Origin of the sequence: Citrobacter sp. MGH100 (assembly GCF_001034465.1) — a bacterium.
GTDB lineage: Bacteria > Pseudomonadota > Gammaproteobacteria > Enterobacterales > Enterobacteriaceae > Citrobacter > Citrobacter youngae.
The window spans coordinates 1-26023 of the sequence record NZ_KQ089801.1 but is presented as its reverse complement, the minus strand read 5'-3'; the positions used below and the strand labels follow the sequence as shown (position 1 = coordinate 26023).

The window sequence follows — 26023 nt, the reverse complement described above, 5'->3', positions numbered from 1 at the left end:
CGGATGGTCTTATGCTGAGTATTCTCTGGAATCTGGCTGCATTCATCGTTGCACTTGGTGTACTTATCACCGTGCATGAATTTGGTCATTTCTGGGTTGCACGGCGCTGCGGAGTCCGCGTCGAGCGCTTTTCCATTGGCTTTGGAAAAGCGCTTTGGCGCCGTACCGATAAACAGGGTACGGAATACGTGATCGCCTTAATTCCCCTCGGCGGTTACGTCAAAATGCTGGATGAGCGCGCTGAGCCCGTTGTACCGGAGCTGCGCCACTATGCTTTCAACAATAAAACAGTTGGGCAGCGCGCGGCCATTATCGCTGCAGGCCCGATTGCAAATTTCCTCTTCGCTATTTTTGCCTACTGGCTGGTGTTTATCATCGGTGTCCCTGGCGTTCGACCGGTTGTTGGTGAAATAACACCCAACTCGATTGCTGCCCAGGCGCAAATTCAGCCCGGTACGGAACTAAAAGCGGTTGATGGTATCGAAACCCCTGATTGGGATACCGTCCGATTGCAGCTGGTAGCCAAAATTGGTGATGAGCAGACTATCCTCAGCGTGGCACCGTTTGGTAGTAACCAGCGACAGGATAAAACGCTGGATTTGCGCCAATGGGCATTTGAGCCAGACAAACAGGACCCCGTCACGAGTTTGGGCATTCGTCCTCGTGGTCCGCAGATTGAACCGGTGCTGTCAGAAGTGCAGGTAAACTCCGCGGCAAGTAAGGCGGGTTTGCAAGCTGGCGACAGGATCGTTAAAGTCAATGGTCAGCCGCTGACGCAATGGATGACGTTCGTGACGTTGGTGCGCGATAATCCGGATAAGCCGTTAGCGCTAGATATTGAAAGACAAGGAAGTTCCTTGTCTTTAACGTTAACCCCAGATTCAAAACAGGTTAACGGGAAGGCAGAAGGTTTTGCGGGCGTGGTGCCTAAAGTTATTCCTCTGCCTGATGAGTATAAGACTGTACGCCAGTATGGGCCATTCAGCGCCATCCTCGAAGCCTCGGATAAAACGTGGCAGTTGATGAAGCTAACGGTCAGTATGCTGGGAAAATTGATTACCGGTGATGTAAAACTGAACAACCTCAGTGGGCCGATTTCTATCGCCCAGGGGGCTGGGATGTCAGCGGAGTTCGGGGTTATTTATTACCTGATGTTCCTTGCGCTTATCAGCGTGAACTTAGGGATAATCAACCTGTTTCCGTTGCCCGTTCTTGACGGGGGGCATCTGCTGTTCCTGGCGATTGAAAAGCTGAAGGGCGGTCCGGTATCCGAGCGGGTTCAAGACTTTAGTTATCGCATTGGCTCTATCTTGCTGGTGTTGTTAATGGGGCTTGCACTTTTCAATGATTTCTCTCGGTTGTAAGAGAGTGTTAGGAAGAACGCATAATAACGATGGCGATGAAAAAGTTGCTCATAGCGTCGCTGCTGTTTAGCAGCGCCACCGTATACGGTGCTGAAGGGTTCGTAGTGAAGGACATTCATTTCGAAGGCCTACAGCGAGTCGCCGTTGGTGCGGCTCTCCTCAGTATGCCGGTGCGCACAGGCGACACGGTTAATGATGAAGATATCAGTAATACCATTCGTGCTCTGTTCGCCACCGGTAACTTTGAGGATGTCCGCGTCCTGCGCGATGGTGATACCCTTCTGGTTCAGGTAAAAGAGCGTCCGACGATTGCCAGCATCACTTTCTCCGGTAATAAATCGGTGAAAGATGACATGCTCAAGCAAAACCTCGAGGCGTCTGGCGTACGTGTTGGCGAGTCTCTGGATCGCACAACGCTTGCCGATATCGAAAAAGGCCTGGAAGATTTCTACTATAGCGTCGGTAAATACAGCGCCAGTGTGAAAGCAGTGGTCACGCCGTTGCCGCGTAACCGCGTTGACCTCAAACTGGTCTTCCAGGAAGGCGTTTCGGCGAAGATCCAACAGATCAATATCGTCGGCAACCATGCCTTCACAACCGACGAGCTTATCTCTCACTTCCAACTGCGCGATGAAGTACCGTGGTGGAACGTGGTGGGCGATCGTAAATACCAGAAACAGAAACTGGCGGGCGACCTTGAAACCCTGCGCAGCTACTATCTGGATCGCGGCTATGCTCGCTTCAATATCGATTCCACACAGGTTAGCCTGACGCCGGATAAAAAAGGTATCTACATCACCGTTAACATCACAGAAGGCGAGCAGTACAAGCTTTCTGGGGTCCAGGTGAGTGGTAATCTGGCCGGGCACTCTGCCGAAATTGAGACCCTGACGAAAATCGAACCGGGTGAACTCTATAACGGCACTAAAGTGACCAAAATGGAAGATGATATCAAGAAGCTACTGGGACGCTATGGTTATGCCTACCCGCGTGTACAGTCGCAGCATGAAATCAACGATGCAGACAAAACCGTTAAATTGCGTGTAAACGTGGATGCGGGTAACCGTTTCTATGTGCGTAAGATCCGTTTTGAAGGTAACGACACCTCGAAAGATTCCGTGCTGCGTCGCGAAATGCGCCAGATGGAAGGTGCCTGGTTGGGCAGCGATCTGGTTGACCAGGGTAAAGAGCGTCTGAACCGTCTGGGTTACTTTGAAACTGTCGATACCGATACTCAACGTGTTCCGGGCAGTCCTGATCAGGTTGATGTGGTTTATAAGGTGAAAGAGCGCAACACCGGTAGCTTTAACTTCGGTGTGGGTTACGGCACTGAAAGTGGCGTGAGCTTCCAGGCGGGCGTTCAGCAGGATAACTGGTTAGGTACCGGTTATTCCGTCGGGATTAGCGGCACCAAAAACGACTATCAGACCTATACTGAGCTGTCTGTCACCAACCCGTACTTCACCGTCGATGGTGTGAGTCTCGGTGGCCGTGTCTTCTATAACGACTTCCAGGCGGATGATGCAGATCTGTCCGACTATACCAACAAAAGCTATGGTACGGACGTAACGCTGGGCTTCCCGGTCAACGAATACAACACGTTGCGTGCAGGCCTGGGTTATGTACATAACAAACTGTCCAACATGCAGCCGCAGATTGCGATGGATCGTTATCTTGAATCCATGGGTGAAGACAATACCAACAGCTTTGCCGCGGATGATTTCACCTTCAACTACGGTTGGACCTACAACAAGCTGGACCGTGGGTATTTCCCTACGGAAGGTACGCGTGTCAACCTGAACGGTAAAGTGACCATCCCGGGTTCTGATAACGAATACTATAAAGCGACGTTGGATACGGCGACCTATGTGCCGATCGATGACGACCACAAATGGGTGGTTTTGGGACGCACCAAGCTGGGTTATGGTGATGGCATTGGCGGCAAAGAGATGCCGTTCTATGAGAACTTCTACGCGGGTGGTTCCAGCACTGTACGTGGCTTCCAGTCAAACACCATTGGTCCAAAAGCAGTCTATTTGCCAGGTGCTAAATCGGATTCCAATTCGAGTAACTATGAAGAGTGTTCGAGAACTGACAATAAACCTTGTCAATCAGACGATGCAGTCGGCGGTAACGCCATGGCTGTAGCGAGCCTGGAATTTATCACACCTACGCCGTTTATCAGCGATAAATATGCTAACTCGGTCCGTACTTCCTTCTTCTGGGATATGGGTACCGTGTGGGATACGAACTGGCAGAATACCGCTGACACCCGTGCAGTTGGCGTGCCAGACTACAGCGATCCGAATAATATCCGTATGTCTGCGGGTATCGCGTTACAATGGATGTCCCCATTGGGGCCGTTGGTTTTCTCCTACGCCCAACCGTTCAAGAAGTACGATGGAGACAAAGCGGAACAGTTCCAGTTTAACATTGGTAAAACCTGGTAATTGTTCTTCGCAAAGGAATGTAGTGGTAGTGTAGCGCTGACTTTAGGCGATCTTGCATGGGATCGCCTGGCCACGCAAAGAACTGCACCTTCGGGTGCAAATGGGATGGTAAGGAGTTAATTGTGAAAAAGTGGTTATTAGCTGCAGGTCTCGGTTTAGCGATGGCAACGTCCGCACAGGCTGCTGACAAAATTGCAATCGTCAACATGGGTAGCCTGTTCCAACAGGTTGCACAGAAGACGGGTGTTTCTACTACGCTGGAAAATGAGTTCAAAGGCCGCGCCAGCGAACTGCAGCGTATGGAATCCGACCTGCAATCTAAAATGCAGCGTCTGCAATCAATGAAAGCAGGCAGCGACCGTACCAAGCTGGAAAAAGACGTAATGGCTCAGCGCCAGACTTTCTCTCAGAAAGCGCAGGCTTTCGAGCAGGATCGTCAACGTCGTTCTAACGAAGAACGCGGCAAGCTGGTTAATCGTATCCAGACAGCTGTGAAATCTGTTGCGAGCAGCCAGAGCATCGATCTGGTTGTTGACGCGAACACCGTTGCATACAACAGCAGCGATGTAAAAGACATCACCGCTGACGTACTGAAACAGGTTAAATAAGTAATGCCTTCAATTCGACTGGCTGATTTAGCAGAGCAGTTGGATGCAGAATTACACGGTGATGGCGATATCGTCATCACCGGCGTAGCGTCCATGCAATCTGCGCAAACTGGCAATATCACGTTCATGGTGAATCCAAAGTACCGTGAGCACCTGAGTGCATGCCAGGCTTCTGCCGTTGTGATGACGCAGGACTCCCTTCCATTTGCTAAGAGTGCTGTGCTGGTAGTGAAGAATCCCTACCTGACCTATGCACGAATGGCGCAAATTTTAGATACCACGCCTCAGCCTGCGCAAAATATTGCACCGAGTGCAGTAATCGATGCGACGGCGAAGTTGGGTAACAATGTTTCTGTGGGCGCGAATGCGGTCATTGAGTCTGGCGTAGAACTGGGCGATAACGTGGTTATCGGCGCAGGTTGCTTCGTTGGAAAAAACACAAAAATCGGCGCAGGTTCACGCTTGTGGGCGAATGTGACGATTTACCACGACATTCAGATCGGTGAAAATTGCCTGATCCAGTCCAGCACCGTTGTCGGATCCGACGGATTTGGTTACGCGAACGATCGCGGTAACTGGGTGAAGATCCCGCAGCTTGGTCGCGTGATTATTGGCGATCGTGTTGAGATTGGCGCATGTACCACCATTGACCGTGGTGCGCTGGACGATACCGTGATCGGTAATGGTGTTATCATTGATAACCAGTGCCAGATTGCGCATAACGTCGTGATTGGCGACAATACGGCTGTAGCCGGTGGCGTCATTATGGCGGGTAGCCTGAAGATTGGCCGTTACTGCATGATTGGCGGCGCCAGCGTGATTAATGGGCATATGGAAATATGCGACAAAGTCACGGTAACTGGCATGGGTATGGTGATGCGTCCTATCACTGAACCGGGCGTCTACTCCTCAGGCATTCCGCTACAACCCAACAAGGTATGGCGTAAAACAGCTGCACTGGTGATGAACATTGATGATATGAGCAAGCGCCTCAAAGCGATTGAGCGCAAGGTTAATCAACAAGACTAAAGCACCGTCTTTGCATGTCTGACTTTTCGGCCTGTCCCATTCATACGATTGCGACAGGCCGTGTTATTATTGCCTTTTAGTATATTTTGACAGGAAGAGTATTTTGACTACTAACACTCATACTCTGCATATTGAAGAGATTTTAGAACTTCTGCCGCACCGTTTTCCGTTTTTACTGGTAGACCGCGTGCTGGATTTTGAAGAAGGTCGTTTTCTGCGCGCAGTGAAAAATGTATCCGTTAACGAGCCTTTCTTTCAGGGCCACTTCCCGGGTAAACCGATTTTTCCTGGCGTGTTGATTCTGGAAGCGATGGCGCAGGCCACGGGTATTCTGGCGTTTAAAAGCGTAGGAAAACTGGAACCGGGCGAACTGTATTATTTCGCTGGTATTGATGAAGCACGCTTTAAGCGTCCCGTCGTGCCTGGCGATCAGATGATCATGGAAGTGACTTTCGAGAAAACGCGCCGCGGCCTGACCCGTTTCAAAGGGGTTGCACTGGTCGACGGTAAAGTTGTGTGCGAAGCAACGATGATGTGTGCCCGTAGCCGGGAGGCCTGATACGTGATTGATAAATCCGCCTTTATTCACCCAACAGCCATTGTCGAAGACGGCGCAAGCATTGGCGCTAATGCTCACATTGGCCCATTTTGTATTGTTGGACCCCATGTTGAAATTGGTGAGGGTACCGTACTGAAGTCTCACGTTGTCGTGAATGGCCATACCAAAATTGGTCGCGATAACGAGATTTATCAGTTTGCCTCCATCGGTGAAGTGAACCAGGACCTGAAATATGCTGGTGAACCGACCCGTGTGGAAATTGGCGATCGCAACCGCATTCGCGAAAGCGTCACCATTCATCGTGGCACAGTGCAAGGCGGTGGGTTGACGAAGGTGGGCAGCGATAACTTACTGATGATTAACGCACACGTTGCGCATGATTGTACGGTAGGTAACCGTTGCATTCTGGCGAATAACGCGACACTTGCCGGACATGTTTCGCTTGATGATTTTGTTATCATCGGCGGCATGACCGCGGTGCACCAGTTCTGCATTATTGGTGCACACGTGATGGTGGGTGGCTGCTCTGGCGTAGCCCAGGACGTCCCGCCATACGTTATCGCCCAGGGTAACCACGCGACGCCATTTGGCGTTAATATCGAAGGTCTGAAGCGTCGCGGCTTCACCCGTGAAGCCATTACTGCGATCCGCAACGCCTATAAAGCGCTGTACCGCAGCGGTAAAACGCTTGAGGAAGTGAAACCGGAAATCGCCGAACTGGCGAAGCAGTACCCCGATGTTCAGGCTTTTAGTGACTTCTTTGAACGCTCAACGCGTGGTCTGATTCGTTAATGACTGAACAGCCTCCTTTAACGATTGCCCTTGTCGCCGGAGAAACCTCCGGCGATATTCTTGGTGCCGGTTTAATTCGTGCACTCAAGGCCCGTGTTCCCAATGCGCGGTTTGTTGGCATTGCGGGTCCATTGATGCAGGCGGAAGGTTGTGAAGCCTGGTACGAAATGGAAGAACTGGCAGTAATGGGCATTGTAGAAGTGCTCGGGCGCCTGCGCCGTTTACTGCATATCCGTGCCGATCTCACTCGCCGATTCACCGACCTTAAGCCGGATGTTTTCGTCGGGATTGATGCGCCTGATTTCAACATTACCCTCGAAGGCAACCTGAAATCGCAGGGCATAAAAACTATTCATTACGTCAGTCCTTCTGTGTGGGCCTGGCGACAGAAACGCGTTTTCAAAATAGGCAGATCCACCAATATGGTGCTGGCCTTTCTGCCTTTCGAAAAAGCGTTTTATGACAAATTTAACGTCCCGTGCCGCTTCATCGGCCACACTATGGCGGATGCCATGCCGCTGGATCCGGATAAAAACGCAGCGCGTGATGTGTTAGGCATTCCTCATGATGCTCACTGCCTGGCGCTTTTGCCTGGGAGTCGCGGTGCAGAAGTGGAGATGCTCAGCGCCGATTTTCTGAAAACGGCGCAGCTATTACGTCAGCATTATCCGGATCTCGAAGTCGTCGTGCCGTTGGTCAATGCCAAACGGCGCGAGCAATTTGAACGTATCAAGGCTGAGGTTGCCCCGGAACTTTCCGTGCATATGCTCAATGGAATGGGACGCGAAGCAATGGTCGCCAGTGATGCTGCGCTGTTGGCCTCTGGCACGGCTGCACTGGAATGTATGCTGGCGAAATGCCCGATGGTGGTTGGCTACCGTATGAAACCTTTCACTTTCTGGTTGGCAAAACGTCTGGTGAAGACTGATTACGTTTCGCTACCTAACCTGCTAGCGGGAAGAGAACTGGTTAAAGAGCTGTTGCAGGATGAATGTGAGCCGCAGGCGCTGGCGCACGCGTTGCTGCCTCTGTTGGCGAACGGTAAAACCAGCCATGCGATGCACGACACGTTCCGCGAATTGCACCAGCAGATCCGTTGCAATGCGGATGAGCAGGCGGCGGATGCAGTCCTGGAGTTAGCACAATGATTGAATTTGTTTATCCACATACGCATTTGGTAGCGGGTGTGGATGAAGTTGGACGTGGTCCATTGGTTGGCGCGGTAGTGACTGCCGCGGTCATTCTGGATCCGGCTCGTCCTATTATTGGTCTGAACGACTCAAAAAAACTGTCGGAAAAGCGTCGTCTGTCACTTTACGATGAAATCAAAGAAAAAGCGTTAAGCTGGAGTTTGGGTCGTGCGGAACCGCATGAAATCGACGAGCTGAACATTTTGCATGCCACCATGCTGGCGATGCAGCGTGCGGTTGCGGGTCTGCATATTGCGCCGGAATACGTACTGATTGACGGCAATCGTTGCCCGGCATTACCGATGCCGTCAATGGCGGTGGTCAAAGGTGATAGCCGCGTGGCGGAGATTAGCGCTGCGTCGATACTGGCAAAAGTCACCCGTGACGCTGAAATGGCGGCGCTGGATACGGTTTTCCCGCAGTATGGCTTTGCACAGCATAAAGGTTATCCGACCGCTTTTCATCTGGAAAAGTTGGCACTGCATGGCGCAACAGAGCACCATCGCCGTAGTTTTGGCCCCGTCAAACGCGCACTGGGACTCACGTCCTGATTCTTGTGTCGAAGGAATCTGAAGATGTCTGAACCTCGTTTCGTTCACCTGCGGGTGCACAGCGACTACTCCATGATCGATGGGCTGGCGAAAACCGGGCCGCTGGTGAAAAAGGCGGCCGCGTTGGGCATGCCTGCGCTGGCGATCACCGATTTTACCAACCTGTGTGGTCTGGTGAAGTTTTACGGAGCGGGTCATGGCGCAGGTATTAAGCCGATTGTTGGCGCAGATTTTCATGTCCGTAGCGAACTATTGGGTGATGAACTCACGCAACTGACTGTACTGGCTGCTAATAATACGGGCTACCAGAACCTGACGTTGTTGATATCAAAAGCCTATCAGCGCGGCTATGGCGCAGAAGGGCCGGTGATCGACAGAGACTGGCTGGTTGAGCTAAAAGACGGGTTAATCTTGCTTTCCGGCGGCCGTATGGGCGACGTCGGACGCAGCCTGTTGCGTGGGAACAACGCACTGGTCGACGAGTGCGTGGCGTTTTATGAAGAGCATTTCCCTGATTGCTACTTCCTTGAGCTGATCCGTACCGGTCGACAGGATGAAGAAAATTACCTGCATGCTGCAGTAGCGCTGGCCGAAACACGCGGCCTGCCGGTGGTCGCGACCAACGATGTTCGCTTCCTTGAAACCGGTGACTTTGACGCGCATGAAATCCGCGTAGCAATCCACGACGGGTTCACTCTTGATGATCCCAAACGCCCGCGTAACTATTCGCCGCAGCAGTACATGCGCAGTGAAGAGGAGATGTGCGAGCTGTTCTCCGATATCCCGGAAGCGCTGGAAAACACCGTCGAGATTGCCAAACGTTGCAACGTGACGGTGCGCCTGGGTGAATACTTCCTGCCGCAGTTCCCGACTGGCGACATGACCACCGAGGATTTCCTCGTCGCGAAATCGCGTGAAGGCCTGGAAGAACGTCTGGAATTTTTGTTCCCCGATCCTGAAGTTCGCGCGCAGAAGCGCCCGCCTTATGATGAACGTCTGGAAGTTGAACTTAAGGTTATCAACCAGATGGGCTTCCCGGGTTACTTCCTGATCGTAATGGAATTTATCCAGTGGTCGAAAGATAACGGTGTACCGGTAGGCCCTGGACGTGGTTCCGGTGCAGGCTCGCTGGTGGCCTACGCGCTGAAAATTACCGACCTTGATCCGCTGGAATTCGACCTGCTGTTCGAACGTTTCCTGAACCCGGAACGTGTCTCAATGCCCGACTTCGACGTTGACTTCTGTATGGAGAAACGCGACCAGGCCATCGAACACGTGGCGGAAATGTACGGTCGTGATGCGGTTTCGCAGATTATTACCTTCGGTACGATGACGGCAAAAGCGGTTATCCGCGACGTGGGCCGCGTACTGGGTCACCCGTATGGCTTTGTTGACCGTATTTCGAAACTGGTGCCGCCCGATCCGGGCATGACGCTGGCTAAAGCCTTTGAAGCCGAACCTCAACTGCCGGAAATCTATGAGGCAGATGAAGAGGTTAGAGCGCTTATTGATATGGCGCGCAAGCTGGAAGGTGTCACGCGTAACGCGGGTAAGCACGCCGGTGGCGTGGTTATCGCACCGACCAAAATTACCGATTTTGCGCCGCTGTACTGCGATGAGCAGGGGCTGCACCCGGTTACCCAGTTTGATAAGAACGACGTGGAATACGCCGGCCTGGTGAAATTCGACTTCCTCGGTCTGCGTACGCTCACCATCATTAACTGGGCGCTGGAGATGATCAACGCGCGGCGTGAGAAGAACGGCGAACCGCCGCTGGATATCGCCGCGATTCCGCTGGACGACAAGAAAAGTTTTGACATGCTGCAACGCTCGGAGACAACAGCCGTCTTCCAGCTTGAATCCCGCGGCATGAAAGATCTTATCAAGCGACTGCAGCCTGACTGCTTCGAAGATATGATAGCCCTGGTGGCCCTGTTCCGACCGGGTCCGCTACAGTCGGGGATGGTAGATAACTTTATCGACCGTAAGCATGGTCGTGAAGAGATTTCCTACCCGGACGTACAATGGCAGCATGAGTGTCTGAAACCGGTACTGGAGCCGACCTACGGCATTATCCTGTATCAGGAACAGGTTATGCAGATTGCCCAGGAGTTGTCCGGCTACACCCTTGGCGGCGCGGATATGCTGCGTCGTGCGATGGGTAAGAAAAAGCCGGAAGAGATGGCCAAGCAGCGCGGCACCTTTGAAGAAGGGGCGAAAAAGCGCGGCGTCGACGGCGAACTGGCGATGAAAATCTTTGACCTGGTGGAGAAATTCGCCGGTTACGGATTTAACAAATCGCACTCCGCTGCCTATGCGCTGGTTTCTTACCAGACGCTGTGGCTGAAGGCGCATTATCCTGCCGAGTTTATGGCGGCGGTAATGACCGCCGATATGGATAACACCGAGAAAGTCGTCGGACTGGTGGATGAATGCTGGCGCATGGGGCTCAAAATCCTGCCGCCGGACATCAACTCCGGGCTTTATCATTTTCACGTGAATGATGATGGCGAGATTGTCTACGGCATCGGCGCGATAAAAGGCGTGGGTGAAGGGCCAATTGAGGCTATTATTGAGGCGCGAAATGAAGGTGGTTACTTCCGCGAGCTGTTTGATCTCTGTGCGCGTACGGATATCAAAAAACTCAACCGCCGGGTGCTGGAAAAGCTAATCATGTCCGGGGCGTTTGACCGCCTTGGCCCGCATCGCGCGGCGTTGATGAACTCGCTCAGCGATGCCCTAAAAGCCGCCGATCAGCATGCGAAAGCCGAAGCAATTGGTCAGGCTGATATGTTTGGCGTACTGGCGGAAGAGCCGGAACAAATTGAACAGTCTTATGCCAACTGTACGCCGTGGCCGGAGCAGGTGGTATTAGACGGTGAGCGTGAAACGTTAGGTCTTTACCTGACGGGACACCCTATCAATCAGTATTTAAAAGAAATTGAGCGCTATGTTGGAGGCCACAGGCTGAAAGACATGCATCCGACAGAACGTGGTAAAGTCACCACGGCTGCGGGGCTCGTCATTGCTGCGCGGGTAATGGTCACCAAGCGCGGCAATCGTATCGGCATCTGTACACTGGATGACCGTTCCGGGCGTCTGGAAGTGATGTTATTTACCGATGCTCTGGATAAATACCAGCAATTGCTGGAAAAAGACCGCATACTTATCGTCAGCGGACAGGTCAGCTTTGATGACTTCAGTGGCGGGCTTAAAATGATGGCCCGTGAAGTCATGGATATTGACGAAGCCCGGGAAAAATATGCTCGCGGGCTTGCTATCTCGCTGACGGACAGGCAAATTGATGACCAGCTTTTAAACCGACTCCGTCAGTCTCTGGAACCCCACCGCTCGGGGACAATTCCAGTACATCTCTACTATCAGAGGGCGGATGCACGTGCGCGTTTGCGTTTTGGCGCGACGTGGCGTGTCTCTCCGAGCGATCGTTTGCTAAACGATCTCCGTGGCCTTATTGGTTCGGAGCAGGTGGAACTGGAGTTTGACTAATACAGGAATACTATGAGTCTGAATTTCCTTGATTTTGAACAGCCGATTGCAGAGCTGGAAGCAAAAATCGATTCTCTGACTGCGGTTAGCCGTCAGGATGAGAAACTGGATATTAACATCGATGAAGAAGTGCATCGTCTGCGTGAAAAAAGCGTAGAACTGACGCGTAAAATCTTCGCCGATCTTGGCGCATGGCAGGTAGCCCAACTGGCGCGCCATCCACAGCGTCCGTACACCCTGGATTATGTCCGCCTGGCGTTTGATGAATTTGATGAGCTGGCGGGCGATCGGGCCTATGCGGATGATAAAGCTATCGTCGGCGGTGTCGCGCGTCTGGATGGCCGTCCGGTGATGATCATTGGTCATCAGAAAGGCCGTGAGACCAAAGAAAAAATCCGTCGTAATTTCGGCATGCCAGCGCCGGAAGGCTATCGCAAAGCGCTGCGTCTGATGGAAATGGCTGAGCGCTTCAACATGCCGATCATTACCTTCATCGACACCCCAGGGGCATACCCGGGCGTGGGCGCGGAAGAGCGTGGCCAGTCTGAAGCGATTGCGCGCAACCTGCGTGAAATGTCGCGTCTGAGCGTGCCGGTTATCTGTACCGTTATCGGTGAAGGTGGCTCCGGCGGCGCGCTGGCGATCGGCGTGGGTGATAAAGTGAATATGCTGCAGTACAGCACCTATTCCGTTATCTCTCCGGAAGGCTGCGCCTCCATTTTGTGGAAAAGCGCCGACAAAGCGCCGCTGGCCGCAGAAGCGATGGGCATCATCGCCCCGCGTCTGAAAGAGCTGAAGCTGATTGACTCTATCATCCCGGAACCGTTGGGCGGCGCCCATCGTAACCCGGAAGTGATGGCGGCATCCCTGAAAGCACAACTGCTGGCCGATCTCGCCGATCTCGACGTGTTAAGCAAAGAAGATTTGAAAAACCGTCGTTACCAGCGTCTGATGAGCTATGGTTACGCGTAAACTGCATTAATTCTGAAAAGGGCCACAACGCTGTGGCCCTTTTTTTTACCTGCAGTTTGACCAGGCTATGCTTAACTAAGGTTTTTCCAGGAGGAACGCATGAATATCATTGCCATCATGGGACCGCATGGCGTCTTTTATAAAGATGAGCCCATCAAGGAACTTGAACGTGCGCTGCAGCAGCAGGGATTTCAGATTATCTGGCCGCAGAATAGCGTCGACCTGCTGAAGTTTATCGAGCATAACCCGCGAATTTGCGGCGTCATTTTTGACTGGGATGAATACAGTCTGGATCTGTGCAGTGACATCAATCAGCTCAATGAGTATCTCCCGCTCTACGCTTTTATTAATACCCATTCGACGATGGATGTCAGCGCACACGACCTGCGCATGGCGCTGTGGTTCTTTGAGTACGCATTGGGCCAGTCTGACGATATTGCTACGCGTATTCGCCAGTACACCAATGAATATCTCGACAACATTACGCCACCTTTTACCAAAGCGCTGTTTACCTATGTGAAGGAAGGGAAGTATACCTTCTGCACGCCTGGGCACATGGCGGGAACGGCGTACCAGAAAAGTCCTGTCGGCTGCCTGTTCTATGATTTCTTTGGCGGCAATACGCTGAAAGCCGACGTGTCCATTTCCGTAACCGAACTGGGCTCATTGCTTGATCATACCGGTCCGCATCTGGAAGCGGAGGAGTATATCGCGCGTACTTTTGGTGCCGAGCAGAGCTATATGGTGACCAACGGCACCTCGACATCGAACAAGATTGTCGGTATGTATGCTGCACCTGCAGGCAGTACTCTCCTGATTGACCGCAACTGCCATAAGTCACTGGCGCATTTGCTGATGATGAGTGATGTGGTGCCAATCTGGCTGAAGCCTACGCGTAACGCGCTGGGGATCCTCGGCGGTATACCCCGTCGGGAATTTACCCACGCAAGCATTGAACGCAAAGTTGAGGAAACCAATCAGGCGCAATGGCCGGTCCACGCGGTGATCACCAACTCCACCTATGATGGCCTGTTGTATAACACCAACTGGATCAAACAAACGCTGGATGTGCCCTCCATCCATTTTGATTCAGCCTGGGTGCCGTATACCCATTTTCATCCGATCTATCAGGGGAAAAGCGGGATGAGCGGCGAACGGGTACCGGGAAAGGTGATTTTTGAAACCCAGTCCACCCACAAGATGCTGGCGGCGTTGTCACAGGCTTCGCTGATCCACATTAAGGGCGATTATGACGAAGACACGTTCAACGAAGCCTTTATGATGCACACCTCTACGTCTCCAAGCTACCCGATTGTTGCGTCTATCGAAACGGCGGCGGCAATGCTGCGTGGCAATTCAGGCAAGCGGTTAATCAATCGTTCGGTGGAACGGGCGCTGCATTTCCGTAAAGAAGTGCAGCGGCTACGCGAAGAGTCAGATGGCTGGTTCTTTGACATCTGGCAGCCGGAAAGGGTGGATGAAGCAGAGTGCTGGCCAGTGTCGCCAGGTGAAGACTGGCACGGATTTGTCGATGCTGACGCCGACCACATGTTCCTCGACCCGGTGAAAGTGACCATTCTGACACCGGGAATGGATGAACAGGGAAATATGAGCGAAGAGGGGATCCCCGCAGCGCTGGTGGCGAAATTCCTCGATGAACGCGGCGTCGTCGTCGAGAAAACGGGACCGTATAACCTGTTGTTCCTGTTCAGCATTGGTATTGATAAAACCCGGGCGATGGGGCTGCTACGTGGCCTGACGGAATTTAAACGTTCATACGACCTGAATTTACGCGTGAAAAATATGCTGCCGGATCTGTATGCCGAAGATCCTGATTTCTATCGTAATATGCGTATTCAGGATCTGGCGCAGGGGATCCACAATCTGATCCGCCAGCACGATCTCTCCGGGCTGATGCTGCGGGCATTTGATACCTTACCGGAAATGAAAATGACACCTCACCAGGCCTGGCAGCGGCAGATCAAAGGAGAGGTCGAAACGGTAATGCTTGATCAACTGGTGGGGCGCGTTTCCGCCAATATGATCCTGCCTTACCCTCCCGGTGTGCCGCTACTGATGCCCGGAGAAATGATCACTGCCAAAAGCCGTGCTGTACTCGATTTCCTGCTGATGCTGTGCTCGGTGGGGCAGCGCTACCCTGGATTTGAAACCGATATCCATGGCGCTAAACTGGGTGAGGACGGCGTGTATCGTGTGAGAGTCCTGAAAATGGCATAACGACTTGCCTGAACCCGTTGCGCACGAGTAACGTGCTGAGAGTAAAATTAAAGAGGCGAAGAGCATGCTGGGGTTAAAACAGGTTCACCATATTGCCATTATTGCGACGGACTACAGGGCCAGTAAGGCATTTTACTGCGATGTATTAGGTTTCACGTTAATGAGCGAAGCCTACCGGGAAGAGCGTGACTCCTGGAAAGGCGATCTGGCGCTGAACGGCCAGTACGTGATTGAGCTGTTTTCTTTTCCGTTTCCGCCTTGCCGCCCGAGTCGACCGGAAGCCTGCGGTTTACGCCATCTGGCGTTCAGCGTCGAGGATGTGGAAAAGTCGATTGCTCATCTTGAAGCCCATCATGTGAAATGTGAGCCGGTGCGCATCGATCCGTTTACCGGCAAACGCTTTACGTTTTTTAACGATCCAGACGGATTACCGCTTGAACTGTACGAGCTGTAAGGCTTGTCATTGTGGCGTTAGCCCGGTAACGTGCCGGGCAATGCTATTGTAAGCAATCATTATGACGACACTTACACTGAACACTTCACTTCTGAACACTAACGCGATCCTCGTTGCCTTTAGCGGCGGCCTCGACTCTACCGTACTACTGCATCAGTTGGTGCTGTGGCGAGCGCAGCATCCTGATGTCGCCCTACGCGCAATCCATATTCATCACGGATTAAGCCCGCACGCAGACAGTTGGGTACAGCACTGTGAGTCGGTATGTGCGCAGTGGCAGGTGCCGCTGGTGGTTGAACGGGTCCATCTTGAGGATGATGGCCTGGGCATCGAAGCGCAGGCTCGACGCGCGCGCTATCAGGCCTTTGCGCAGACGCTGCTGCCTGGAGAGGTGCTGATGACCGCTCAGCATCTGGACGATCAATGTGAGACATTTTTGTTAGCGCTTAAGCGTGGCAGCGGTCCTGCCGGACTTTCCGCCATGGGCGAAAACTCACCGTTCGCCGGAACCCAACTGATTCGACCGTTGCTGGCGCAAACGCGAGAAGCGCTTGAAACTTGGGCGCGACAGCATAAATTATGCTGGATAGAAGATGAAAGTAATCAGGATGATACCTACGATCGCAATTTCCTCAGGTTGCGCGTTACCCCATTGCTCCAACAGCGCTGGCCGCACTTCGCGCAAGCCACTGCTCGCAGCGCCGCGCTGTGCGCCGAGCAGGAGAGTTTATTGGATGAACTGCTGGCCAGCGATTTAGCCGATTGCATCACATCCCGCGGAACACTGTTACTGACGCCATTAATGATGATGAGCGGCGTGCGTCGTGCCGCGCTGCTTCGTCGCTGGCTGGCGGGGTTAAATGCGCCGATGCCTTCCCGTGATGGGCTGGAACGTATCTGGCAGGAAGTGGCACTGGCGCGGGAAGATGCGTCACCAAGTTTTCGCCTCGGGGAGTACGAGGTCCGTCGTTATCAGTCACAGCTGTGGTGGGTGAAGTCAGTCGATGGGCAAAGCGAAACTGTTATCCCGTGGTTAGAGTGGAAAACACCGTTGGCGCTGCCTGCCGGATTGGGTTCGGTTCAGTTAATCTCTGCGGGTGATTTGCGCTTGCCGCAAGCGGATGAAGTCGTCAGTATCCGTTTTAAAGCGCCTGGGTTATTGTATATTGTCGGGCGCAACGGTGGGCGTAAGCTTAAAAAAATCTGGCAGGAGCAGGGTATTCCTCCCTGGCGGCGAGATACCACGCCATTACTGTTTTACGGTGACACGTTGATTGCGGCAGCAGGGGTTTTCGTGACGCATGAAGGGCTGGCAAAAGGTGAAGAAGGTGTGAGTCTGGTGTGGCGTGCCTGATGGCGCTTATCAGGCCTACGTATCGTATGGAAAGTAGGCCGGATAAGGTGCAAGAAAGGTTAAGATTCGCTGACCACCACGGTACCAATTTGCGGGTGACTGAAGCTGGCAATTTTGTCGAGGCGAAGCTCACGGGTTTCACCCGAAACATCGGCGACCAGATATTCCACATTTTTACGGGAAACCAGGTCATTTGCTTTTGCCTGTAGAACTTCGCCATCTTTGAGCGCCAGCGTCAGTAACAAATGGTGCTGGCAGGCGAGTTCAAGATTGTCGTAATCATCACAGTTGATGGGTTGATACGTTTCATTCATTGACATAATCGCTCACCAGTAAGTTCGCGGCAGCATAGGCCGCCTTTTCCCTGACCGACTCTGAAAGGGCGCTGTCTGCCGCCACTTCATTAAGTACCTTCAATACGCAACCCAGCGCATCCGGGACATATCCTAAGTCTCCGCTGGCGATTTCCGCGTACCGCTTGCGTATTAACTCACAATATTTTTCCACATGCCCTCCTGTCAGCACTCTGACTTAACCGTGGATGCAAGTCTAAGCCTACGAAGATAAACTCTGTTTAGCAAGGTGACTATACCATACTCATTCAAGCAATATCAGCGCCTTGATAGACGGTACACACGTCAGTCGTTAGCAGCCTTTTGCCGCCGTTTTCGCTACAATGGCTGCCTGATTCAAAAGGAGTTCTCCCATGGCGCTTAAAGCGACAATCTATAAAGCCGTCGTCAACGTAGCGGATCTCGACCGCAGCCAGTTTCTTGACGCGACATTGACGCTGGCGCGTCACCCTTCAGAAACCCAGGAACGCATGATGTTGCGTCTGTTGGCATGGATTAAATATGCTGACGAGCGGCTGCAATTCACGCGGGGTTTAAGCGCTGAAGACGAACCCGAAGCATGGTTGCGCAACGACCACCTGGGCATTGATCTCTGGATTGAACTCGGCTTGCCGGATGAGCGTCGCCTTAAGAAGGCGTGTACCCAGTCTGCTGAAGTCGCTTTGTTTGCCTATAACAGCCGTGCAGCGCAAATCTGGTGGCAGCAGAACCAAAGCAAATGCGCGCAGTTTAAGAATCTTACCGTGTGGTATCTGGATGATGAACAACTGGCACAACTGAGTGACTTTGCCGGTCGTACAATGGCGCTACAGGCGACTATTCAGGATGGCGCTATCTGGCTGTCTGATTCTCAGAATAATCTGGAAATTCACCTGACCACGTGGCAGCCGCGTTCATGATTGTTATCTCCCGAAATGTCTCTATCCCAGATAACGAGCTGGAAATCACGGCGATTCGGGCACAGGGTGCAGGTGGACAGCACGTTAATAAGACCTCGACGGCTATCCATTTGCGCTTTGACATTCGGGCCTCTGGCCTGCCAGAGTATTACAAGGAACGCTTGCTTGCCGCCAGCCATCATCTGATTAGCGGTGATGGCGTGATTATTATTAAGGCGCAGGAATACCGTAGCCAGGAACTTAATCGGGAAGCGGCAATCTCCCGGCTGGTAGCGGTGATAAAAGAATTAACCGCAGTGCAAAAAAGCCGACAGGCAACTCGCCCTACACGCGCCTCGAAAGAGCGCAGGTTGTCATCGAAGGCGCAAAAATCCACAGTGAAAGCACTGCGTGGGAGAGTTCGTCGAACGCAAGACTGACGAGCGGGAATAAAAATTTATAAGGAATTGATAGTGAAAACAGCAATATTGTCCGTAGTCGCTGCATGCACGCTTTTTTCCTTGATCGGCTGTAATAACCGTACTGAAGTTGAAGTACTACAGCCGACGCGGGCGGCAGAATTAAAACCGATGCAGCAAAGCTGGCGTGGCATCTTGCCTTGCGCTGACTGCGAAGGGATTGAAACTTCTTTGTTCCTGGAAAAAGATGGAACATGGGTAATGAACGAACGCTATCAGGGCGTACGTGATGAACCGTCTTCGTTTGCTTCATATGGCTCGTGGGCGCGTACGGCTGATAAGCTGGTGCTGACGGACAGCAAAGGTGAAAAGTCGTACTACCGGGCTAAAGGCGAGGCGCTGGAAATGCTCGATCGTGAAGGTAACCCGATTGAGTCACAGTTTAACTACACGCTCCAGCCAGTTTCCGCCAGCTTACCGGTGACGCCAATGCCGATGCGAGGCATGTATTTCTATATGGCTGACGCGGCAATCTTTACCGACTGCGCAACGGGTAAACGGATGCCGGTGGCGAATAATGCTCAGCTTGAACGTGACTATTTAGCTGCGCGTGCAGAAAACGGACAGTCCGTATTGCTGACGCTTGAGGCGCATTTCACGCTGGAGTCAAACCCGGATACGGGTGAGAAAGTGAAAACGTTGATGGTGGATAAAGACGCGAAATTTATCCCCGGTAAAGCGTGTAATTAATCGATAGAAAAAAGGCCCTGATAATCAGGGCCTTTTTGTTGGTATTAGCCTTTAATGGCTTTGACCAGGAAGTCGACGATGTCGCCGGTTTTAATCAGCTGTTTCTCGCCGTTACGACGATATTTGTATTCAATATCATCGTTATCGAGGTTACGGTCGCCGAGCACGATAGTGTGCGGAACACCGATCAGCTCCATATCGGCAAACATCACGCCCGGACGCTCTTTACGATCGTCCATCAGCACTTCGATGCCCTGTGCGCGCAGCTCAGCGTACAGCTTCTCAGCCAGTTCCTGCACACGGTAGGATTTGTGCATGTTCATTGGCAGAATAGCGACCTGGAACGGTGCGATGGCGTCTGGCCATACAATGCCGCGATCGTCAAAATTCTGCTCAATAGCAGCAGCAACCACGCGAGTCACCCCGATACCGTAGCAGCCCATGGTCAGAATCTGATTACGGCCATCTTCACCCTGAACAGCAGCTTTCATCGCTTCAGAATACTTGGTACCCAGTTGGAAGATGTGGCCCACTTCGATACCGCGTTTGATCATCAGCGTACCTTTGCCGTCCGGGCTCGGGTCGCCGGCGACCACGTTACGGATATCTGCCACTTCCGGAGTTGCAACATCACGATCCCAGTTAATACCGAAATAGTGCTTACCGTCGATGTTGGCGCCGGCGGCGAAATCGCTCATTACCGCAACGGTACGGTCGATAACTACGGGAATAGGCATGTTCACCGGACCGAGCGAACCCGGACCTGCTTTCACGACGGCACGGATTTCTTCTTCAGTAGCAAAAGTCAGCGGGCTGGCAACCTGCGGCAGTTTTTCTGCTTTGACTTCGTTCAGCTCGTGATCGCCGCGAACCAGCAGGGCGACCAGCGGGTAGCTGCTGCCTTCAACCGCTTTCACCAGCAGGGTTTTCACGGTTTTTTCGATAGGCAGGTTGAACTGCTCAACCAGTTCGGCGATGGTTTTGGCGTTCGGAGTATCAACCAGCGTCATTTCCTGAGTTGCTGCTGCGCGCGGCTCTTTCGGCGCAACGGCTTCGGCGAATTCGATGTTCGCCGCATAATCGGAGGAGTCGGAGAAGATCACATCGTCTTCGCCGCTCTGTGCCAGTACCTGGAATTCGTGAGAAGCGCTACCACCGATAGATCCGGTATCAGCCTGTACTGCGCGGAAATCCAGCCCCATACGGCTGAAAATTTTGCTGTACGCGGCATACATCGCGTCGTAAGTTTCCTGCAGAGATTCCTGAGAAGTATGGAAAGAGTACGCATCTTTCATCAGGAATTCGCGGGAACGCATCACGCCGAAGCGCGGACGGACTTCGTCACGGAATTTCGTCTGGATCTGATAGAAGTTCAGCGGCAGCTGTTTGTAAGAGCTCAGCTCATTACGGATCAGGTCGGTGATGACTTCTTCATGCGTTGGGCCGAGTACGAATGAACGATCGCCACGGTCTGCGATACGCAGCAGTTCCGGGCCGTACTGTTCCCAACGACCGCTCTCTTCCCACAGTTCAGAAGGCTGAACGACCGGCATCAACACCTCGATCGCACCGGCGTTGTTCATTTCTTCACGCACGATGTTTTCGACTTTTTTCAGGACGCGCACGCCGGTCGGCAGCCAGGTGTATAACCCGGAGGCCAGCTTGCGGATCATCCCGGCGCGCAGCATCAGCTGGTGGCTGATGACTTCGGCGTCGGCAGGTGTCTCCTTCAGAGTGGAGAGCAGATATTGGCTAGTACGCATGTTGTTACGGTTCCAGTTGAACGATCGAACAGGCTCAAAACGAGCCTGGCACAAAACAAAAGTGGTTTAGTTTACCAGCGAGAAAGGGATGTCAAAAGAGTACGCGACGCAAATTAGCGGGCTTCCAGAGCAAAGACCTCAAATCCTGACGGTGTGACGCGCCAGCGGACGTTAAAGTCCAGCAACCAGACGGCGTAGGTTTTGCCTTCTTCCTCATTTTTACGGTAGGCAGGACGCGGATCCTGCGCCAGCACTTCGGCAATAAACTGACGAAGACGCGGGTAACGTTGTTCGAGCTTCGGTAGCTGCTCCGCGAGATCTTCACTGAACGTCACCTCGACGCTAGCCTGAGGTGCGTCCTGGGCATAGCTGGCGCGAGCATCAGGCAGCGATTCGGCAAACGGCAGATACGGCTTAATATCCACAACTGGCGTTCCGTCAACAAGGTCCAGTCCACCGAGTTCGAGGATTACGTGCTCTTTATGGCAGCGGATGCCCCGCAGCTCAACCAGCGACATACCGACAGGGTTAGGACGAAAGGTCGAACGCGTGGCAAAGACGCCCATTCTGGCGTTCCCGCCCAGACGGGGTGGGCGCACGGTTGGACGCCATCCACCTTCCATTGTCTGATGAAAAACAAAAATCACCCACAAATGGCTGAATGCTTCCAGGCCGCGAACAGCATCGGCCTGGTTATAGGGCGCGAGCAAATGCAGTTCACCGTTGGCGCTTTTCACCAGACCCGGCTGGCGCGGCACAGCGAACTTTTCTTTATAAGGAGAGCGGATAACGCCTATTTGCTCGAACTGAAAATGGCTCATTTCGCCGAAATGTTCAGTGCAGAACCGATGCAAACCGCCTGACGATAGCAACCCGGCGTTCCGCTGGTCACTTCGCAACTGTGCAGCAATACCGCATTAGCTTTCATTTTAGAGGCGTTAATCTGCATGCGTTTGCGCGCGGTTGGAATGCTCGGAGGGGAATCCTGGTTGGATGCCTGGCAGGATTCACCGCTAACTTCGCCAAGATCGCGGAACGGTTTGCCCACTAAATCTTCAGCGTTAGTGATGATTCTTACCGGCGTCGCGCGCGGTGCTTTTGGTTTTTCCGGCTCCGCTTTTGGCGGGGTAGCGGTGCTTTGAACGGGTTCAACAGGGGATCTGCTTAACATAGAACAGCCGCTCAGCATGAGTGCTACTAAACAGATCGGTAAAGCACGCATAATATTTCCTCAATGAATGATCTAAACGTCAGATATTGAATCAGGTGCTTGCATAAATGACAAGACGGGCAAGCGCCCGTCCTGATGATATTACAGATTGTGAAAACAGCCTAAAATTACCAGCCTTTAACAGCACCGCCGTTGAAGACTTTGTTTGCCGCTTCGTAAACTTCGTCTGACTGGTATGCTTCAACGAATTTCTTCACGTTCTCAGCATCTTTATTGTCTTCACGCGTCACGATCAGGTTTACGTACGGAGAATCTTTATCTTCAACAAAGATACCGTCTTTTGCTGGCGTCAGGCCGATCTGGCTGGCATAGGTGGTGTTGATGACTGCCAGCGCGATTTGCGCGTCATCCAGTGAGCGTGGCAACTGCGGCGCTTCCAGTTCAACCAGCTTCAGGTTTTTCGGGTTTTCAATCACGTCCAGCGCGGTCGGCAGAAGGCCAACGCCATCTTTCAGTTTAATCAAACCGATTTTCTGCAGCAGTAGCAGGGAACGGCCGAGGTTAGTCGGGTCGTTTGGAATAGCGACCTGAGAGCCATCCTGCAGTTCATCCAGTGATTTGATTTTTTTGGAGTAACCTGCAATCGGATAAACAAAGGTATTACCTACGGCAACCAGTTTGTAACCACGATCTTTGATCTGCTGATCCAGGTACGGTTTGTGCTGGAAGGCGTTAGCATCGATATCGCCTTTGCTCAGCGCTTCGTTAGGCAGAACGTAATCGTTAAACGTGACCAGCTCAACGTCCAGACCGTATTTTTCTTTAGCCACTTTCTGGGCGACTTCAGCAACCTGCTGCTCTGCGCCAACGATAACACCCACTTTGATGTGGTTAGGATCTTTTTCATCCTGGCCACAACCCACAAGTGCCAGAGAACCGATTAGGGCTCCAACTGCCGCAAAGGTTTTGAATTTGAACGCCATGCTTATTTCCTTTTCTTAATGAGTTTTTAGTGTTGTGTGTAACGTTATTTGTGCGTGACTACCCGGACGATGCGATCGCCAGATAACTGAATTAAATAAACCAGAACGACGAGCAATACCAGTACTGTATTCATTACGGTAGCGTTATACCCAATGTAGCCATACTGATAGCCAATCTGGCCAAGACCACCGGCACCGACAGCACCGCCCATCGCCGAGTAACCAACCAGCGTGATGAGGGTGATGGTGGCCGCATTGACCAGCCCTGGCAGCGCTTCTGGCAGTAATACCTTACGAACAATCTGCAGCGGTGTAGCGCCCATCGCACGTGAGGCTTCAATCAGCCCGGTCGGGATTTCCAGCAGGGCGTTTTCCACCATACGAGCAATAAATGGCGCGGCGCCGACGGTCAGCGGGACGATAGCGGCCTGCAGTCCGATAGAGGTGCCTACGATCATGCGGGTGAACGGAATCATCCACACCAATAAGATGATGAACGGGATGGAACGGAAAATGTTCACCAGTGCAGAGAGCGTACGGTAGAGCTTCGCATTCTCAATGATTTGCCCCGGGCGCGTGACGTACAACAGCACGCCAACCGGCAGACCAATCACAAAACCAAAAAAACCGGACACAAAGGTCATTGCCAGCGTTTCCCATACGCCGCGAACCAGCAGCCACATCATCGGCTCAGACATAACCCAGTACCTCTACTTTTACGTGGTGTTCCTGCAACCAGCTAATGGCTGCTTGTGTATCTTCCTGTGTGCCGTGCATTTCAGTCAGCATGATGCCGAACTTCACGCCGCCGGCGTAATCCATCTGCGCGCTAATAATGTTGTTATTCACGTTAAAGCGGCGAGCCGTCTCAGAGAGTAATGGCGCATCAACGGAATGGCCGGTGAATTCCATACGCAACATCGGCACGCTGTCGGCTTGCGGCTCTGCTTTTAACCGTTCCAGATAATCTTCCGGGATATCCAGGTGCAGCGTGGACTGAATAAATTTCTGTGCCAGTGGTGTTTTCGGGTGTGAGAACACTTCGCTGACGGTGTCCTGCTCAATCAGTTCGCCATTACTGATGACCGCGACGCAGTCACAGATACGTTTTACAACGTCCATCTCATGAGTAATCAGCAGAATGGTGAGACCCAGGCGACGGTTAATGTCTTTCAACAATTCCAGAATCGAGCGGGTTGTTGCTGGGTCAAGGGCGCTGGTGGCTTCATCGCACAGCAGTACTTTGGGATTGCTTGCCAGCGCACGGGCGATCGCCACACGCTGTTTTTGTCCACCGGAAAGGTTGGCCGGGTAGCTGTCGTGCTTGTCGCCAAGACCGACTAAATCCAGCAGCTCTGTTACACGGCGTTTAATCTCTTCTTTTGGTGTGTTATCCAGTTCCAGCGGCAGCGCAACGTTGCCAAACACGGTGCGGGAAGAGAGCAGGTTAAAGTGCTGGAAAATCATGCCAATTTGACGGCGCGCTTTAGTCAGCCCGGATTCAGATAGCGTCGTCAGCTCCTGGCCGCCGACCTGAACACTGCCTTCGGTGGGGCGCTCGAGCAGGTTTACGCAGCGGATGAGCGTACTTTTACCGGCACCGGAGGCGCCAATAACGCCATAAATCTGCCCGGCAGGAACATGCAGGCTGACATTGTTTAGCGCCTGAATGGTGCGAGTCCCCTGCTGGAACACTTTGGTGATATTCGAAAGTTTAATCATTGGTTATTTATTATCGTAATTAAGTTAGCCGTGGCATTTTCGTCTGTCTGGGACGGTCGACGCCGTCAACAAGATGGATGTTAAGGCATCCAGACGTCTAAATCAATCTAGCTTTGCACGATGAGCACTTTCTTGCCCGCCGAAACATGCGATACTAGAGCCACATGCCTTATTCAGGAGCTATAAAAGGTGGCAAAATCTGTACCCGCAATTTTTCTCGACCGTGACGGCACTATTAATGTGGACCACGGTTACGTCCATGAGATCGACGAGTTTGAATTTATCGACGGCGTTATTGATGCCATGCGTGAACTTAAAAAGATGGGTTATGCGCTGATTGTCGTGACGAACCAGTCTGGTATTGCCCGTGGCAAATTTACCGAGGCACAATTCGAAACGTTGACTGAATGGATGGATTGGTCATTGGCCGATCGTGATGTTGATCTGGATGGTATCTATTATTGTCCTCATCATCCGCAGGGCACAGTCGAAGAGTACCGCCAGGTCTGCGACTGCCGTAAACCGCATCCGGGTATGTTTATCTCAGCGCGAGACTTTCTGCACATCGATATGGCTGCTTCTTATATGGTGGGCGATAAAATAGAAGATATGCAGGCGGCGACAGCTGCAAATGTAGGAACGAAGGTATTAGTGCGCACTGGCAAGCCAGTCACTCCGGAAGCAGAAAATGCGGCAGATTTAGTGCTAAATAGTCTGGCGGACCTGCCAATGGCGATAAAAAAGCAGCAAAAGTAAACGTTATGGATAAAAGGTGAGCGGTTGAAACAAAAATGCATTTTTCCGCTTGTCTTCCTGAGTCGACTCCCTATAATGCGCCTCCATCGACACGGCGGATGTGAATCACTTCACACAAACAGCCGGGCCGGTTGAAGAGAAAAACCTGAAAATGAGGGTT

25 protein-coding genes are annotated in these 26023 nt (G+C 52.4%); 17 read left to right on the top strand and 8 right to left on the bottom strand.

Features of this window, described 5'->3' with window-relative positions; all coding sequences use genetic code 11:
• The first annotated feature begins 11 nt into the window (after window positions 1-11).
• From rseP to tilS, 13 genes are all read left to right on the top strand, one after another.
• A complete protein-coding gene (rseP, locus tag SK32_RS11860) occupies window positions 12-1364 on the top strand; it encodes a sigma E protease regulator RseP (RefSeq protein ID WP_048212645.1) in 1353 nt (450 codons plus the stop codon).
• Between the two features lie 29 nt (window positions 1365-1393).
• A complete protein-coding gene (bamA, locus tag SK32_RS11855) occupies window positions 1394-3814 on the top strand; it encodes an outer membrane protein assembly factor BamA (protein ID WP_048212644.1) in 2421 nt (806 codons plus the stop codon).
• Between the two features lie 122 nt (window positions 3815-3936).
• The gene (gene skp / locus SK32_RS11850) at window positions 3937-4422 is read left to right on the top strand and encodes a molecular chaperone Skp (RefSeq protein ID WP_005132103.1); all 486 of its coding nucleotides are present in this window, start codon (window positions 3937-3939) and stop codon (window positions 4420-4422) included.
• Window positions 4423-4425: 3 nt separating this feature from the next.
• Complete coding sequence (lpxD, locus tag SK32_RS11845; protein ID WP_040230032.1) at window positions 4426-5451, top strand: UDP-3-O-(3-hydroxymyristoyl)glucosamine N-acyltransferase; 1026 nt, start codon at window positions 4426-4428, stop codon at window positions 5449-5451.
• 103 nt (window positions 5452-5554) lie between these two features.
• Window positions 5555-6010: a 3-hydroxyacyl-ACP dehydratase FabZ gene (gene fabZ / locus SK32_RS11840; protein WP_003018528.1), complete on the top strand. Its 456-nt coding sequence runs from the start codon at window positions 5555-5557 to the stop codon at window positions 6008-6010.
• A gap of 3 nt (window positions 6011-6013) precedes the next feature.
• Window positions 6014-6802, top strand: coding sequence for an acyl-ACP--UDP-N-acetylglucosamine O-acyltransferase (gene lpxA / locus SK32_RS11835; protein WP_005132096.1), 789 nt, complete (start codon window positions 6014-6016; stop codon window positions 6800-6802).
• Window positions 6802-7950 (top strand): lipid-A-disaccharide synthase, encoded by a 1149-nt coding sequence (gene lpxB, locus SK32_RS11830; protein ID WP_048212643.1) that lies wholly within the window; start codon window positions 6802-6804, stop codon window positions 7948-7950. Before lpxA ends, lpxB begins: the two co-directional genes overlap by 1 nt.
• Complete coding sequence (gene rnhB, locus SK32_RS11825; RefSeq protein ID WP_048212642.1) at window positions 7947-8543, top strand: ribonuclease HII; 597 nt, start codon at window positions 7947-7949, stop codon at window positions 8541-8543. The genes lpxB and rnhB overlap by 4 nt, the downstream gene beginning before the upstream one ends.
• Before the next feature lie 24 nt (window positions 8544-8567).
• A complete protein-coding gene (gene dnaE / locus SK32_RS11820; RefSeq protein ID WP_048212641.1) occupies window positions 8568-12050 on the top strand; it encodes a DNA polymerase III subunit alpha in 3483 nt (1160 codons plus the stop codon).
• A 12-nt stretch (window positions 12051-12062) separates the two neighbouring features.
• Complete coding sequence (gene accA / locus SK32_RS11815; RefSeq protein ID WP_048212640.1) at window positions 12063-13022, top strand: acetyl-CoA carboxylase carboxyl transferase subunit alpha; 960 nt, start codon at window positions 12063-12065, stop codon at window positions 13020-13022.
• A 99-nt stretch (window positions 13023-13121) separates the two neighbouring features.
• Entirely contained in the window at window positions 13122-15260 is a 2139-nt protein-coding gene (gene ldcC, locus SK32_RS11810; protein ID WP_048212639.1) for a lysine decarboxylase LdcC, read from the top strand.
• A 64-nt stretch (window positions 15261-15324) separates the two neighbouring features.
• Window positions 15325-15714 carry a VOC family protein gene (locus SK32_RS11805; RefSeq protein WP_048212638.1) on the top strand — a complete coding sequence of 130 codons (390 nt, stop codon included), beginning with the start codon at window positions 15325-15327 and terminating at the stop codon, window positions 15712-15714.
• A gap of 61 nt (window positions 15715-15775) precedes the next feature.
• A complete protein-coding gene (gene tilS, locus SK32_RS11800) occupies window positions 15776-17068 on the top strand; it encodes a tRNA lysidine(34) synthetase TilS (RefSeq protein ID WP_048212637.1) in 1293 nt (430 codons plus the stop codon).
• A gap of 59 nt (window positions 17069-17127) precedes the next feature.
• Here tilS and rof read toward each other — a convergent pair whose 3' ends face one another.
• Together rof and SK32_RS11790 are read right to left on the bottom strand one after the other, a co-directional pair.
• The gene (gene rof, locus SK32_RS11795; protein WP_048212636.1) at window positions 17128-17388 is read right to left on the bottom strand and encodes a Rho-binding antiterminator; all 261 of its coding nucleotides are present in this window, start codon (window positions 17386-17388) and stop codon (window positions 17128-17130) included.
• On the bottom strand, window positions 17375-17575 hold the full coding sequence (locus SK32_RS11790) for a YaeP family protein (RefSeq protein WP_005132083.1): 201 nt from the start codon (window positions 17573-17575) through the stop codon (window positions 17375-17377). Before SK32_RS11790 ends, rof begins: the two co-directional genes overlap by 14 nt.
• Before the next feature lie 199 nt (window positions 17576-17774).
• Here SK32_RS11790 and SK32_RS11785 point away from each other — a divergent pair, with 199 nt between their 5' ends.
• From SK32_RS11785 to nlpE, 3 genes are read left to right on the top strand one after another with little or no spacing between them, the layout of a single operon-like run.
• The gene (locus SK32_RS11785; protein WP_048212635.1) at window positions 17775-18320 is read left to right on the top strand and encodes a YaeQ family protein; all 546 of its coding nucleotides are present in this window, start codon (window positions 17775-17777) and stop codon (window positions 18318-18320) included.
• Window positions 18317-18739, top strand: coding sequence for an alternative ribosome rescue aminoacyl-tRNA hydrolase ArfB (arfB, locus tag SK32_RS11780; RefSeq protein ID WP_003018489.1), 423 nt, complete (start codon window positions 18317-18319; stop codon window positions 18737-18739). Before SK32_RS11785 ends, arfB begins: the two co-directional genes overlap by 4 nt.
• 30 nt (window positions 18740-18769) lie before the next feature.
• Window positions 18770-19468: an envelope stress response activation lipoprotein NlpE gene (gene nlpE, locus SK32_RS11775; RefSeq protein WP_086523830.1), complete on the top strand. Its 699-nt coding sequence runs from the start codon at window positions 18770-18772 to the stop codon at window positions 19466-19468.
• Window positions 19469-19512: 44 nt separating this feature from the next.
• On the opposite strand, the gene proS is transcribed toward nlpE, so the two are convergent.
• From proS to metN, 6 genes are all read right to left on the bottom strand, one after another.
• Complete coding sequence (gene proS, locus SK32_RS11770) at window positions 19513-21231, bottom strand: proline--tRNA ligase (protein ID WP_048212633.1); 1719 nt, start codon at window positions 21229-21231, stop codon at window positions 19513-19515.
• A 113-nt stretch (window positions 21232-21344) separates the two neighbouring features.
• Window positions 21345-22052 carry a tRNA (N6-threonylcarbamoyladenosine(37)-N6)-methyltransferase TrmO gene (gene tsaA / locus SK32_RS11765; protein WP_048212632.1) on the bottom strand — a complete coding sequence of 236 codons (708 nt, stop codon included), beginning with the start codon at window positions 22050-22052 and terminating at the stop codon, window positions 21345-21347.
• The gene (gene rcsF / locus SK32_RS11760; RefSeq protein WP_043018504.1) at window positions 22049-22453 is read right to left on the bottom strand and encodes an Rcs stress response system protein RcsF; all 405 of its coding nucleotides are present in this window, start codon (window positions 22451-22453) and stop codon (window positions 22049-22051) included. Before rcsF ends, tsaA begins: the two co-directional genes overlap by 4 nt.
• Window positions 22454-22569: 116 nt before the next feature.
• Window positions 22570-23385 carry a methionine ABC transporter substrate-binding lipoprotein MetQ gene (metQ, locus tag SK32_RS11755; RefSeq protein ID WP_048212631.1) on the bottom strand — a complete coding sequence of 272 codons (816 nt, stop codon included), beginning with the start codon at window positions 23383-23385 and terminating at the stop codon, window positions 22570-22572.
• Window positions 23386-23429: 44 nt separating this feature from the next.
• Window positions 23430-24083, bottom strand: a complete 654-nt coding sequence (locus SK32_RS11750; RefSeq protein WP_006686810.1) for a methionine ABC transporter permease MetI — start codon at window positions 24081-24083, stop codon at window positions 23430-23432.
• On the bottom strand, window positions 24076-25107 hold the full coding sequence (metN, locus tag SK32_RS11745; RefSeq protein ID WP_048212630.1) for a methionine ABC transporter ATP-binding protein MetN: 1032 nt from the start codon (window positions 25105-25107) through the stop codon (window positions 24076-24078). Before metN ends, SK32_RS11750 begins: the two co-directional genes overlap by 8 nt.
• 189 nt (window positions 25108-25296) lie before the next feature.
• On the opposite strand from metN, the gene gmhB reads away from it, so the two are divergent.
• On the top strand, window positions 25297-25863 hold the full coding sequence (gene gmhB / locus SK32_RS11740; RefSeq protein WP_048212629.1) for a D-glycero-beta-D-manno-heptose 1,7-bisphosphate 7-phosphatase: 567 nt from the start codon (window positions 25297-25299) through the stop codon (window positions 25861-25863).
• Window positions 25864-26023: the final 160 nt, after the last annotated feature.